The 13,533-nt window shown below is 60.5% G+C and carries 10 protein-coding genes; 8 read left to right on the top strand and 2 right to left on the bottom strand.

Translation table 11 applies throughout. From position 1 onward, the window contains the following. Positions 1-13 precede the first annotated feature (13 nt). Complete coding sequence (locus AC1DTN_RS02125) at positions 14-2,299, bottom strand: NADP-dependent malic enzyme (protein ID WP_477919805.1); 2,286 nt, start codon at positions 2,297-2,299, stop codon at positions 14-16. A 113-nt stretch (positions 2,300-2,412) separates the two neighbouring features. On the opposite strand from AC1DTN_RS02125, the gene mutS reads away from it, so the two are divergent. The 4 genes from mutS to murJ all read left to right on the top strand — a co-directional run bounded on the left by mutS (position 2,413) and on the right by murJ (position 10,008). Beyond that, positions 2,413-5,139, top strand: a complete 2,727-nt coding sequence (mutS, locus tag AC1DTN_RS02130) for a DNA mismatch repair protein MutS (RefSeq protein ID WP_477919807.1) — start codon at positions 2,413-2,415, stop codon at positions 5,137-5,139. A gap of 10 nt (positions 5,140-5,149) precedes the next feature. Beyond that, positions 5,150-5,425, top strand: coding sequence for a hypothetical protein (locus AC1DTN_RS02135; protein WP_477819092.1), 276 nt, complete (start codon positions 5,150-5,152; stop codon positions 5,423-5,425). A 114-nt stretch (positions 5,426-5,539) separates the two neighbouring features. Next, positions 5,540-8,431, top strand: coding sequence for a [protein-PII] uridylyltransferase (locus AC1DTN_RS02140; protein WP_477919809.1), 2,892 nt, complete (start codon positions 5,540-5,542; stop codon positions 8,429-8,431). Continuing rightward, the gene (gene murJ, locus AC1DTN_RS02145; RefSeq protein WP_439013939.1) at positions 8,428-10,008 is read left to right on the top strand and encodes a murein biosynthesis integral membrane protein MurJ; all 1,581 of its coding nucleotides are present in this window, start codon (positions 8,428-8,430) and stop codon (positions 10,006-10,008) included. The genes AC1DTN_RS02140 and murJ overlap by 4 nt, the downstream gene beginning before the upstream one ends. Positions 10,009-10,065: 57 nt before the next feature. On the opposite strand, the gene AC1DTN_RS02150 is transcribed toward murJ, so the two are convergent. Beyond that, the gene (locus AC1DTN_RS02150) at positions 10,066-10,494 is read right to left on the bottom strand and encodes a YcbK family protein (RefSeq protein ID WP_113323570.1); all 429 of its coding nucleotides are present in this window, start codon (positions 10,492-10,494) and stop codon (positions 10,066-10,068) included. A gap of 186 nt (positions 10,495-10,680) precedes the next feature. On the opposite strand from AC1DTN_RS02150, the gene AC1DTN_RS02155 reads away from it, so the two are divergent. From AC1DTN_RS02155 to AC1DTN_RS02170, 4 genes are all read left to right on the top strand, one after another. Further along, positions 10,681-11,085 carry a VOC family protein gene (locus tag AC1DTN_RS02155; RefSeq protein WP_477919811.1) on the top strand — a complete coding sequence of 135 codons (405 nt, stop codon included), beginning with the start codon at positions 10,681-10,683 and terminating at the stop codon, positions 11,083-11,085. Between the two features lie 91 nt (positions 11,086-11,176). Further along, entirely contained in the window at positions 11,177-12,241 is a 1,065-nt protein-coding gene (trpS, locus tag AC1DTN_RS02160; RefSeq protein ID WP_477919812.1) for a tryptophan--tRNA ligase, read from the top strand. Positions 12,242-12,316: 75 nt separating this feature from the next. After that, complete coding sequence (locus AC1DTN_RS02165) at positions 12,317-12,808, top strand: universal stress protein (RefSeq protein ID WP_007814929.1); 492 nt, start codon at positions 12,317-12,319, stop codon at positions 12,806-12,808. A 107-nt stretch (positions 12,809-12,915) separates the two neighbouring features. Next, positions 12,916-13,482, top strand: coding sequence for a NifU family protein (locus tag AC1DTN_RS02170; protein WP_007814928.1), 567 nt, complete (start codon positions 12,916-12,918; stop codon positions 13,480-13,482). The last annotated feature ends 51 nt before the right edge of the window (positions 13,483-13,533 follow it).

Below are 13,533 nucleotides of genomic sequence, written 5' to 3' on the forward strand. Positions count from 1 at the left end.
CCTCTATTACTTATCAGGAACCGGCAGCATAGGCCGCAATCGCAGCCATGTTGACGATATCGCTGTCCTTGGCGCCCATCGAGGTGATCTGCACCGCCTTGTCGAGGCCGACGAGGATGGGTCCGATGACTGTCGAGCCGCCGAGTTCCTGCAGCATCTTCGTCGAGATCGATGCCGAGTGGAATGCCGGCATGACGAGGACGTTGGCCGGACCGGAGAGGCGGCAGAAAGGATATTGCTCCATCACCTTACGGTTCAGGGCAACGTCGGCAGCCATTTCACCGTCATACTCGAAATCGACGCGACGCTTGTCGAGGATCTTCACAGCTTCGCGGACACGCTCGGAACGCTCACCCGAGGGATGGCCGAAGGTGGAATAGGCGAGCAACGCGACGCGCGGCTGGTAGCCCATGCGGCGTGCGAGACCTGCAGCCTCCTCGGCAATATCGGCAAGCTCCTCGGCCGTCGGCATATCGTGAACCGCAGTGTCGGCAACGAAGACCGTGCGGCCGCGGCAAAGCGCGATCGACACGCCGATCACTCGATGGCCCGGCTTATGGTCGATGCAGCGGCGCACATCTTCGAGTGCCGTCGAATAGTTGCGGGTGATGCCCGTCACCATGCCATCGGCATCGCCAAGCGCCACCATGGTGGCAGCGAAATGGTTGCGGTCATTATGGATCAGGCGCTGCGCGTCGCGGTGCAAATAGCCCTTCCGCTGCAGGCGGGCATAGAGATAATCGATATAGGCCTCGACGCGGGTCGAGATACGGGCGTTGACGATCTCGAGGCCTGGACGATCGAGGTCGATGCCTGCGCGTTCGGCCGTTGCACGGATCAGATCCTCGCGGCCGAGCAGGATCGCGGTGCCAAGCTGCTGATTGGCGTAAGACATGGCGGCGCGCATCACCTGCTCTTCTTCGGCCTCGGCAAAGACCACGCGCTTCGGATGGCGGCGCACGCGCTCATAGAGGCTGGCGAGTGTGGAGGCGATCGGGTCGCGGCGGGCCGACAGCTCTCGCTTGTAGCCAGCCATGTCGGTGATGATCTTGCGGGCGACGCCGCTTTCGATCGCCGCTTCGGCAACGGCGGCCGGAATGGCGGATATCAGGCGCGGATCGAAGGGAACCGGGATGATGTATTGCGCACCAAAACGCGGACGATTGCCCTGATAGGCAGCCGCAACATCATCGGGCACGTCTTCACGGGCAAGGCTGGCGAGTGCCTTCACAGCGGCAATCTTCATCGCATCATTGATGGTCGAGGCGCGGACATCGAGGGCGCCGCGGAAGATATAGGGAAAACCCAGCACGTTGTTGACCTGGTTCGGATAGTCCGAACGGCCGGTCGCCATAATGGCGTCATCACGAACACGAGCAACTTCCTCGGGCGTAATTTCCGGGTCGGGGTTGGCCATGGCGAAGATGATTGGCCGGTCGGCCATGGAGCGGATCATCTCCTCGGAGAAGGCGCCCTTCTGCGACAGGCCGAAAACGACGTCTGCGCCCTTCATGGCTTCTTCGAGCGTGCGTGTATCGGTCTTTGCCGCATGCGCCGATTTCCACTGATTCATGCCTTCGGTACGACCCTGATAGATGACGCCCTTGGTATCGCAGAGGATGATATTCTCAGGCGCAAAGCCCATCGACTTGATGAGCTCTACGCAGGCGATGGCGGCAGCGCCAGCACCGTTGCAGACGAGCTTGGTGGTCTTGAGATCGCGGCCGGTCAGTTCCAGCGCGTTTATGAGGCCGGCGGCGGCAATGATCGCGGTGCCGTGCTGATCGTCATGGAAAACAGGAATATCCATCAGCTCGCGCAGACGGCTTTCGATGACGAAACAGTCCGGCGCCTTGATGTCTTCCAGATTGATGCCACCGAAGGACGGACCGAGGAAACGCACGCAGTTGATGAATTCGTCGACATTTTCCGTATCGACTTCAAGGTCGATGGAATCGACATCGGCGAAACGCTTGAAGAGTACGGACTTGCCTTCCATGACCGGCTTGGAGGCAAGCGCGCCGAGATTGCCGAGACCGAGAATGGCCGTGCCATTGGAAATGACGGCAACCATATTGCCGCGGGTCGTATAATCATAGGCCGTGGCCGGATCGGTGGCGATGGCTTTGACCGGCACCGCGACACCGGGAGAATAGGCCAGCGAGAGGTCGCGCTGCGTCGCCATCGGCTTGGTCGGGTTGATCTCCAGCTTGCCGGGCCGACCCATCGCGTGAAATTCGAGCGCTTCCTGATCGGTAACAGAGGTCACCGGCCGTTCTTTCTTCTCCATCTGGGACATGCCTCCTCCAAACGTCTGTGGGTGACGTTTTCCTCTTCCCCAATTGCTGTTGTCATCTATAGCGGCGCGCGGATAGGGTTGGCACCTGTTTTTTTGGGAAAAACTGCACCTCCGTGAACGCACGAATAGACATCAGAAACGAAGCCTTCTCGGCAGCCGAGCTCGCGACTGAAGAAAGCCGCGCCTCGGCGACGCCGATGATGGAACAGTTTATCGAGATCAAGGCGAACAATCCGGATTCGCTGCTCTTCTATCGCATGGGCGATTTCTACGAGCTGTTCTTCGAGGATGCGCTCGAGGCTTCGCGCGCGCTCGGCATCACGCTCACCAAGCGCGGCCAGCATATGGGGCAGGATATTGCGATGTGCGGCGTGCCTGTGCATGCGGCCGACGATTATCTGCAGAAGCTGATTGCGCTCGGCTATCGCGTCGCCGTCTGCGAGCAGGTGGAAGACCCGGCGGAAGCCAAGAAGCGGGGGGCGAAATCCGTCGTCAAGCGCGATGTCGTCCGCCTCGTCACGCCGGGCACCATTACCGAGGAGAAGCTGCTTTCGCCCTCGGAATCGAACTATCTGATGACGCTGTCGCGTATCCGCGGTTCTTCCGAGCCGGTGCTGGCGCTTGCCTGGATCGATATTTCCACCGGCGTCTTCCGGCTGGCGGAAACCGATGCATCGCGACTGCTCGCCGATATCCTGCGCATCGATCCGCGCGAACTCATCGTACCGGATACGATGTTTTATGACGGCGAACTGAAATCGGTCTTCGATGTACTCGGCCGCACCGCCGTTCCACAACCGGCTGTGCTTTTCGACAGCGCGACGGCAGAAACCCGTATAGCGCGCTACTTCGACGTTTCGACGCTCGACGGTTTTGGAAGTTTCTCACGCGCCGAGCTTGCAGCCGCGGCAGCCGCCATCGCCTATGTGGAGAAGACGCAGATTGCCGAACGGCCGCCGCTCGGCAGACCGGAACGGGAGAGCGGCGCCTCGACGCTGTTCATCGATCCGGCCACACGCGCCAATCTGGAACTTGTGCGTACACTCTCCGGTGATCGCAACGGTGCGCTGCTGAAGGCGATCGACCGCACGACCACCGGTGGCGGAGCGCGGCTGCTTGCCGAACGACTGATGTCGCCGCTCACCGATCCCGCCCGCGTCAACGAGCGCCTGGATTCGATAGGCTTCCTGATGCAGGAACCCTCGCTCTGTGGCGACCTGCGCGATGCATTGAAACACGTACCCGACATGCCGCGGGCGCTCTCCCGCCTGGCGCTCGACCGCGGCGGTCCGCGTGATCTCTGGGCGATCCGCCAAGGGCTTGGCGCTGCGGCGCATATTGCCGATCTGCTGGGAAGCGCGATGCTGCCGGAGGAGCTGGAACAGGCGCGTACGGGACTGCAGGCTCTACCGTGCGAGCTCGAAACCTTGCTTGCCGAAAACCTCGCCGAGGAACTGCCGCTCTTAAAACGCGATGGCGGCTTCCTGCGCGACGGTGCCAATGCCGACCTCGACGAGGTTCGGGCGCTGCGCGACCAGTCGCGCCGGGTCATTGCAGGCCTGCAGCTGCAATATGCCGAAGAGACCGGCATCAAATCGCTGAAGATCAAACACAACAATATCCTCGGTTACTTCATCGAGGTCACCGCCGGCAATGCCGGACCGATGACCGATACGGCGGAGGCGAAGGCCCGCTTCATCCACCGCCAGACGATGGCAAATGCCATGCGGTTCACCACGACGGAGCTTGCCGATCTCGAAAGCCGCATCGCTAACGCCGCCGACCGCGCGCTGCAGATCGAGCTCGAAGCTTTCGACCGGATGAGGGAAGCGACCGTTGCCGAGGCTGAAGCGATCAAGGCTGGCGCACGGGCGCTTGCCGTCATCGATGTCGCTGCAGGTCTGGCACTCCTTGCCGAAGAGCAGGCCTATTGCCGGCCGCTGGTCGACGGCTCGAAGATGTTTGCGATCGAGGGTGGGCGCCATCCCGTCGTCGAACAGGCCCTGCGGCGCCAGTCCATCGGTCCTTTCGTCGCCAATAATTGCGATCTGTCGCCCGTCTCCGATGGTAAGGATGGCGCGATCTGGCTGCTGACCGGCCCGAACATGGGCGGTAAATCGACGTTCCTGCGCCAGAATGCGCTGATCGCCATTCTTGCGCAGATGGGCTCCTTCGTGCCGGCGACGTCAGCGCATATCGGCATCGTCGACCGGCTGTTCTCGCGCGTCGGCGCATCCGACGATCTGGCGCGCGGGCGTTCCACCTTCATGGTGGAGATGGTCGAGACTGCGGCGATCCTCAATCAGGCGAGCGAGCACTCGCTGGTTATTCTCGACGAGATTGGCCGGGGTACTGCGACCTTCGACGGTCTTTCCATCGCCTGGGCTGCTGTCGAGCATCTGCATGAAGCCAACCGCTGCCGCGGGCTTTTCGCGACGCATTTCCATGAGCTGACCGTGCTTTCCGAAAAGCTTGCCCGGCTATCGAACGCAACGATGCGCGTGAAGGAATGGGACGGCGACGTGATCTTCCTGCATGAGGTCGGTCCAGGGGCAGCCGACCGGTCCTACGGCATTCAGGTCGCGCGGCTCGCCGGTCTGCCAGCTTCGGTCGTGGCGCGGGCGCGCGACGTGCTGACCCGTCTTGAAGATGCCGACCGCAAGAACCCGGCAAGCCAGCTGATCGACGACTTGCCGCTCTTCCAGGTCGCAGTGCGCCGCGAGGAGGCGACCCGCGGGCCGTCCAAGGTCGAGGAAGCCCTGAAGGCGATGAGCCTCGACGATATGACACCGCGCGAGGCGCTCGATGCGCTCTACGATCTCAAGAAAAAGATGAAGTAGGAATTCCCCGATGTTCATGGAAAAACTGCTTCAGGAAACCCAGCGCCTCTCCGTCATCGTCTCGATGCTGGAGATTATGAAACAATCTGATGCTAATCTGGAGGCGCGCGGCTGGAATACGCCGATCGGCATGGCGAAGATTACCGGCTCCTGCTTGAAGATAGGCGAGCTCAGCGGTGCAATCATTGACGCTGGATACCGCGAATGCGACAAGGCGACGCTCAATGGCATCATGAGTGAAACGCGGCAGGTTCTCGATACGCTGCTGACGCAGGCTTCAGCCTAAGGACTTGCGGCAAAGCGTCCGCGGCCGACGGCTTGCCAACACCATTTCGCCAAATTTAAAGGTTCATGGAATATGGAGGCCTGTGTCAATCCGCGGGCAAAGAGGCTATAGCGCATGCAGATCAAACAAGAGGCGCGCCATGAGCAAGCGACCCGGACCGAAGAGGTAAGCCCCCGGCCGATGGCGACGCACGACATCGATTTCTCTGAAATCCTCGATGTGGAATTGCTGCAGGGGCAATGTGACGCCATTGCCGAAGCCAACCGCAACCGTCCCGACGTGATGCGGAACGATCTTCTTGCCGCTCTGAAGAAAGCCAGCGTCGAAGGACGCAAGAAGGCGCGCGAACTGCTTGACGCCCAGGGCGGCGGGCTTGATTGTGCCCACCGCATTTCCTGGCTGCAGGACCAGATCATCACCATTCTCTACAATTTCGCCACGGCGCATGTCTTTCCGAAGCAGAAGGACAAATTCGCGGTCACCGCAGTCGGCGGCTACGGGCGCGACACACTGGCACCGGGTTCCGATATCGATCTGCTCTTTCTCTTCCTGCCGAAGCCAGCGGAAGAGACGCATAAAGCCGTCGAGTTCATGCTCTACATGCTGTGGGACATGGGCTTCAAGGTCGGCCACGCGACCCGCACCATCGAGGAATGTATCGCGCTTTCCAAATCCGACATGACGATCCGCACCGCCATCCTGGAGATGCGCTACATCTGCGGCCTGAAGTCGCTGGAGACGGAGCTGGAAGCCCGCTTCGACAAGGAAATCGTCACCGGCACGGGGCCGGAATTCATTGCCGCCAAGCTTGCCGAACGCGACGAACGCCACCGCAAGGCCGGCGACACGCGCTATCTCGTCGAGCCGAACGTCAAGGAGGGCAAAGGTGGCCTTCGCGACTTGCATACGCTCTTCTGGATTTCGAAATATTATTATCATGTTCGCGACCCGGCGGATCTGGTGCCGCTCGGCGTGCTGTCGAAGCAGGAATACCGGCTTCTGGAGAAGGCCGACGACTTTCTCTGGGCCGTGCGCTGCCACATGCATTTCCTGACCGGGAAAGCGGAGGAACGTCTTTCCTTCGATATCCAGCGCGAGATCGCCGAGGCGCTCGGCTATCATTCCCGCCCCGGCCTTTCGGCCGTCGAGCGTTTCATGAAACACTACTTTCTGGTGGCTAAAGATGTCGGCGACCTGACGCGCATCCTCTGCGCCGCGCTCGAAGACCAGCAGGCGAAGTCGATCCCCGGTCTGACGGGCGTCATCAACCGCTTTACCCACCGCAATCGCAAGATCCCCGGCAGCGTCGAGTTCGTCGAAGATCGCGGCCGCATTACGCTTGCCAATCCCGATGTCTTCAAGCGCGATCCGGTCAGCATCATCCGCCTGTTCCATGTGGCCGATATCAATGGGCTGGAATTCCATCCCGATGCGCTGAAGCGCGTCACGCGTTCGCTCGGCCTCATCAACAACGACCTGCGCGAGAATGACGAGGCCAACCGGCTTTTCCTGTCGATCCTCACCTCCAAGCGCGACCCCGCACTCATCCTGCGGCGGATGAACGAGGCCGGCGTGCTTGGCCGCTTCATTCCCGAATTCGGCAAGATCGTCGCGATGATGCAGTTCAACATGTATCATCACTACACAGTCGACGAGCACCTGATCCGCGCCATCGATGTTCTCACTGAGATCGATAAGGGCAAGGCGGAGGAGCTGCATCCGCTCGCCAACAAGCTGATGCCGCATATCGAGGATCGCGAGGCGCTTTATGTCGCCGTGCTGCTGCACGATATCGCCAAGGGCCGCCAGGAAGACCATTCGATCGCCGGCGCGCGCGTCGCCCGCAAGCTCAGTGCCCGCTTTGGCCTGTCGCAGAAGCAGACCGAGATCGTCGTCTGGCTGATCGAAGAACATCTGACGATGTCGATGGTCGCCCAGACGCGCGACCTGACGGACCGCAAGACGATCACCGACTTTGCCGACCGTGTTCAGTCTCTCGACCGCCTGAAGATGCTGATGATCCTGACGATTTGCGACATCCGCGCCGTCGGACCGGGTGTGTGGAACGGCTGGAAGGGCCAGCTGCTGCGCACGCTCTATTACGAGACGGAACTGCTGCTTGCCGGCGGCTTCTCCGAAGTGTCGCGTAAGGAGCGCGCCCAGGCTGCCGCCGAAGCGCTTTATGCGGCGCTTGCCGACTGGAGCCAGAAGGACCGGCGCACCTATGCCAAGCTGCATTACCAGCCCTACCTGCTCTCCGTGCCGTTGGAAGACCAGATCCGCCATGCGCATTTCATTCGCCAGGCGGACAAAGCCGGCCAGGCGCTGGCAACCACGGTGCGCACTGACAGCTTCCACGCGATCACCGAAATCACCGTTCTCTCGCCCGACCATCCGCGCCTGCTCGCCGTCATTGCCGGAGCCTGTGCGGCAGCCGGCGCCAACATCGTCGATGCGCAGATCTTCACGACCTCGGATGGCCGGGCGCTCGATACGATCCATGTCAGCCGCGAGTTTCCGAACGACGAGGACGAGCTTCGCCGCGCCGGCACGATCGGCCGGATGATCGAGGACGTGCTGTCAGGCCGCAAGCGCCTGCCCGATGTGATCGCAACCCGCGCGAAGAACCGCAAGAAGAGCAAGGCCTTCATCATTCCGCCGTCGGTGGCGATCACCAATAGCCTGTCGAACAAGTTCACGGTCATCGAGGTGGAATGCCTCGATCGGCCCGGCCTGCTGTCGGAAATGACTGCCGTCCTGTCCGATCTGTCGCTCGACATCCAGTCGGCCCGCATCACCACCTTCGGTGAAAAAGTGATCGATACTTTCTACGTCACCGATCTTGTCGGCCAGAAGATCTCCGGTGACAGCAAGCGCGCCAATATCACTGCCCGTATGAAAGCGGTCATGGCCGAGGAGCAGGACGAACTGCGCGAACGCATGCCATCAGGGATCATCGCCCCTGCCGCTACCGCCGCCGAAAAGAAAGCCGATTTCCCCGCATGAGCCTCGTCAAGAAATTCGCCACGGTCGGCGGCGCCACGCTCGGAAGCCGCATCTTCGGTTTTGCCCGCGAAACGCTGATGGCCGCCGCTCTCGGCACCGGGCCGATGGCCGACGTCTTCTATGCCGCCTTCCGCTTCCCTAACCTCTTCCGCCGGCTCTTTGCCGAAGGCGCTTTCAACGCCGCCTTCGTGCCGCTCTTCGCCAAGGAGATCGAGGCGAACGGCACTGATGGTGCCAAGCGCTTTTCGGAAGAAGTCTTCGGTGTTCTGTTCTCCGTCCTGCTGCTCATCACCATCGTGATGGAGCTTTCCATGCCGCTGCTTGTGCGCTTCGTCATCGCGCCCGGTTTTGCTGATGACCCCGAGAAATTCGACATCACCATCCGCATGGCGGCAGTGATGTTCCCTTATCTCATGTGCATGTCTCTGACTGCGATGATGAGCGGCATGCTAAATTCGCTGCATCACTTCTTCGCCGCGGCCGTCGCGCCTATCTTCCTCAATGTGGTGATGATCGGCGCGCTGTTCTACGCGCTCTATACCGGCGCCGAACCGTTGACGACGGCCTGGTATCTTTCCTGGGGCGTGCTGGCAGCCGGCGTTCTGCAGCTCGCCGTCGTCTATCTCGGTGTCCTGCATGCCGGCATGAGCATCGGCTTCCGCTTCCCGAAGATGACACCGAACGTCAAGCGGCTGCTGATCCTTGCCGTCCCAGCGGCCGTCACAGGCGGTATTACGCAGATCAACCAGCTCATCGGCCAGGCAATCGCCTCTTCGCGCGAAGGCGCTATTGCAGCCCTGCAATATGCCGACCGAATCTACCAGCTTCCCCTCGGCGTCGTCGGCGTCGCCGTCGGTGTGGTGCTGCTGCCCGAACTCGCCCGCGCACTCAAGGGCGGGGCGTTGCGCGAAGCGGGCTATCTGCAGAACCGCTCGATCGAATTCGTCCTGTTCATGACGATTCCTGCCGCCTTCGCGCTCTGGATTCTCTCCGACGAGATCATCCGCGTGCTCTATGAGCGTGGCGCCTTCCACCAGGAGAACACGTTCATCGTCGGCTCGATTCTCGCCATCTACGGCATCGGCCTGCCGGCTTTCGTGCTGATCAAGGCACTGCAGCCGGGCTTTTATGCCCGCGAGGACACCAAGACGCCCATGCGTTTCTCTGCGGTTGCCGTCGCGGTCAACTGTGCAACGGCGCTGACGCTCTTTCCCTATATCGGCGCGCCCGGCATCGCGGTGGCCGAAGCCACGGCCGGCTGGATCAGCACCGTCCTGCTCTTCACGACACTTCTGCGCCGCGGCCATCTCACATGGGAATGGGCGCTTGCCAAACGCGCCGTCCTGCTGGTCGTCGCCTCTGCCGTCATGGGCGCGGTCATCTTCTACCTCAAGCAGCACTGGGCGCCCTGGCTTGCCTCGGGCGCACCGCTTCTGACCAAGGCCGGCACGCTTGGTCTGCTGATTGCGATTTCGATGGTCGTCTATTTCGCGACCGCCTTCCTCATCGGCGGGGCGGACCTCGGCATGATCCGCCGCAACCTCAACCGCAAGCCGGCGCCGGCGAAAGATGCCTAGCGCCCTTTTTTCGCAATTCCGGACGCAAAACCGCTGCGCACTTTTGCTGGAATTGCTTTAGCAATCCACCCATCGTCGCTGCGGCCCGACATCGACGTGGACGATGCCATTGCAATAGGTGCCGATCCCTCCGATGCCGGGTGCGGTTTTCGCAGCGGCGACGATCGTACGCTCTGACACGCCGGGAATCCGGATATCAGCCGCAAGGCATTTCCCGTGCATGGAACCGTGGCGGCGGGGATGTGGCCGGAAGCCCGAAGTTATCATCGGCCGTCGTCCGGTCTTTGCCGCGATGTGCGACAAGACCACCCGCAATCGCTCCGGGAAGCAGCCGGCGCGAACGCTGACGGTCTGCATCGTGTAAGCAATACGCGTCTCGTATTTGGGAAGCTGACTGGTCTGCCGTCGATTATCTTGACCGACGGCCGTCGTTGCTGATTGTAGGGCGAAAAGGCCTGCCATGGCGAGCAAACTAGCGTTCTGCATGGTCCCTCCGATCGGTTATCCCGACGGCCCCTTGGGCCGCCAGCCCGGCGAGAGGATTTTCAGTTCAAAGAAAGCTTTTCTGTGAAATTTTATACTCAGTTTTAGCTAAACACACTGATCAATTTGGCGTAAAACCGGGCACTTTTCTGCATATAAATGGAATAAACGTCCGAATCTGGAGATCTCATGATCCAATCTCTGTTTCTCGTCACCCTCGTTGTCGATGATTATGACCGCGCCAAGGCCTTCTATTGTGAGGTCCTCGGCTTCGAATGCCTTCAAGACGAAGTACAGCCGGAAGGCAAGCGCTGGCTTGTCGTCAAGCCAAAGGGCGGGGATGGCGCGGCCTTTCTACTGGCGCAGGCGGCAAATGAAGCGCAGCGAGCTGCTGTCGGAAATCAGACCGGCGGGCGTGTCGGCTTCTTCCTCAAGACCGACGATTTTGAGCGCGATCACGCAGCGATGCTTGATGCCGGCGTTCACTTTCTGGAGGAGCCGCGACACGAGGTTTACGGCACCGTTGCGGTCTTTTCGGATCCTTACGGCAACACCTTCGACCTCATTCAACACGCTGCACCCACCGCCTCTTGATTGCGACCGGGAGCGCGTGCATAAGCGCCCGCGTTAGCAACATGGGCCTTTGGCCCTGGGGCCCTCCACCAGCCTAATCGAGGACAACATCATGGGCGAATTCAAGAAGCTCGTATTCTCCGGCGTTCAGCCGACGGGCAATCTGCATCTCGGCAATTATCTCGGCGCGATCCGCCGCTTCGTGCAACTCCAGGACGGCAACGACTGCATCTATTGCGTCGTCGATCTTCATGCGCTGACCGCGCAGCTCGTCCACGAGGACATGCTGTCGCAGACGCGCTCGATCGCAGCCGCCTTCATCGCTTCCGGCATCGACGCTGAAAAGCATATCGTCTTCAATCAGTCCGCCGTACCACAACACGCCGAACTCGCCTGGATCTTCAATTGTGTCGCCCGCCTCGGCTGGATGAACCGCATGACGCAGTTCAAGGACAAGGCCGGCAAGGACCGCGAGCAGGCCTCGCTCGGTCTCTACGCCTATCCGAGCCTGATGGCTGCCGACATTCTCGTCTACCGCGCCACGCATGTGCCCGTCGGCGAGGATCAGAAGCAGCACCTCGAGCTGACGCGCGACATCGCGATGAAGTTCAATCTCGATTACGCCTCGCATATCCACAAGACGAATTACGGGATCGACATCACCGTCGGCAACGAGCCGGTACATGCCTATTTCCCGATGGTCGAACCGCTGATCGGCGGACCGGCACCGCGCGTCATGTCGCTGCGCGACGGCACGAAGAAGATGTCGAAGTCCGATCCGTCGGATCTTTCGCGCATCAACCTGATGGACGATGAGGAGGCGATCTCCAAGAAGATCCGCAAGGCCAAGACCGATCCAGATGGCTTGCCGAGCGAAATCGCCGGTCTCGAAAACCGCCCGGAGGCTGAAAACCTCGTCTCGATCTATGCCGCACTCGCCGACAAGACGAGGGAACAGGTGCTCGCTGAATTTGGCGGCCAGCAGTTCTCCGTCTTCAAGCCGGCGCTGATCGATCTCGCTGTCCAGGTGCTGTCGCCGATAACAGGCGAAATGCGCCGCCTGATGAACGACACGAGCCATATCGACGCGATTCTGCGCAACGGCAATGAACGCGCAAGGGCACGCGCCGACGTGACGATGCGCGAACTTCGCGAGATCATCGGTTTCCTCTACTAGTCCGATCGACATGCAGAGCTCCCGTGCAAAACGGGGGCTTGCAAATTTTTGGTCTCAGGTGTCAGAGTTCGCATCATGGTATCAAAGCGACTCTCACGGCTCGAAGGTCATCGCCGCAAATTTATGGCGGTGATAGACGGGACACCCGAATGCCAACGCGCCGTCCATTATGCCGGACGGCGCGCCAAGAATTCCAATGGCGGCCTCGTTCTTCTCTATGTGATCCCGGAAGGCGATTTTCAGCAATGGCTTGGCGTCGAGGAGATTATGCGGGCGGAAGCCCGCGAGGAGGCGGAAGCCACTGTCGCCAAGATCGCACAAATCGTGCGCGAGACGATCGGCATCGAGCCTGAGATCGTCATCCGCGAGGGTAATTCGGCTGAGCAGATCAATGCGGTGATCGAGGAAGACAGGGACGTCGCCATCCTCGTGCTTGCCGCAGGCTCCGCTAAGGAGGGACCGGGACCGCTGGTTTCGTCCGTCGCAGGACGTGGAGCTGCCTTTCCCATTCCCGTCACCGTGCTTCCCGACACGCTGACGAATGAAGAAATCGACGCCCTCTGTTAAGCCATTTCTTGAGTATCAGTCTCTTGAATCGGTCGGGCAATAGGCTTATTTTCTTTTGAAGAATTCTAAAGACGGCAGAGGCCACGGCCCGCCGCATGGAGAGCGAGATGTTCATTCAGACCGAAGCCACACCGAACCCAGCAACGCAGAAGTTCCTTCCCGGCAAGGTCGTAATGGAAAACGGCACGGCCGAATTCCGCAATGCCGATGAAGCCCAGGCTTCGCCGCTCGCCGCTCGCCTTTTCGAGATTCCAGGCGTGACCGGCGTCTATTTCGGCTACGATTTCATCTCCGTCTCCAAGGACGATGCCGAGTGGCAGCATCTGAAGCCGGCTATTCTCGGCTCGATCATGGAGCATTTCATGTCGGGCAAGCCGGTCATGGGCGATGCCTCCATCCTCTCGGAAGACATTGATGCCGGCGATGAATTCTTCGATGAAGGTGACGAATCGATCGTGCTGACCATCAAGGAACTGCTGGAGACCCGGGTGCGTCCGGCTGTTGCCCAGGATGGCGGCGACATCACCTTCCGCGGCTTCAAGGACGGCAAGGTTTACCTCAATATGAAGGGTTCCTGCTCCGGTTGCCCGTCTTCGACGGCAACGCTGAAGCACGGCGTCCAGAACCTGCTGCGCCATTTCGTTCCGGAAGTGCAGGAAGTGATTGCCGCTTAAAAATCTTTGATACGTCCGGCCGTTCATTTAGGGTTCGGCCAGACGGATTTA

The organism is Rhizobium sp. 01T444, from assembly GCF_056398305.1.

Excerpts from the sequence above, each read along its gene's own strand:
- AC1DTN_RS02125 (WP_477919805.1), bottom strand. The coding sequence starts at position 2,299 with ATGTCCCAGATGGAGAAGAAAGAACGGCCGGTGACCTCTGTTACCGAT.
- AC1DTN_RS02135 (WP_477819092.1), top strand. The coding sequence starts at position 5,150 with ATGTTCATGGAAAAACTGCTTCAGGAAACCCAGCGCCTCTCCGTCATC.
- AC1DTN_RS02140 (WP_477919809.1), top strand. The coding sequence starts at position 5,540 with ATGCAGATCAAACAAGAGGCGCGCCATGAGCAAGCGACCCGGACCGAA.
- murJ (WP_439013939.1), top strand. The coding sequence starts at position 8,428 with ATGAGCCTCGTCAAGAAATTCGCCACGGTCGGCGGCGCCACGCTCGGA.
- AC1DTN_RS02150 (WP_113323570.1), bottom strand. The coding sequence starts at position 10,494 with ATGCAGAACGCTAGTTTGCTCGCCATGGCAGGCCTTTTCGCCCTACAA.
- AC1DTN_RS02155 (WP_477919811.1), top strand. The coding sequence starts at position 10,681 with ATGATCCAATCTCTGTTTCTCGTCACCCTCGTTGTCGATGATTATGAC.
- trpS (WP_477919812.1), top strand. The coding sequence starts at position 11,177 with ATGGGCGAATTCAAGAAGCTCGTATTCTCCGGCGTTCAGCCGACGGGC.
- AC1DTN_RS02165 (WP_007814929.1), top strand. The coding sequence starts at position 12,317 with ATGGTATCAAAGCGACTCTCACGGCTCGAAGGTCATCGCCGCAAATTT.
- AC1DTN_RS02170 (WP_007814928.1), top strand. The coding sequence starts at position 12,916 with ATGTTCATTCAGACCGAAGCCACACCGAACCCAGCAACGCAGAAGTTC.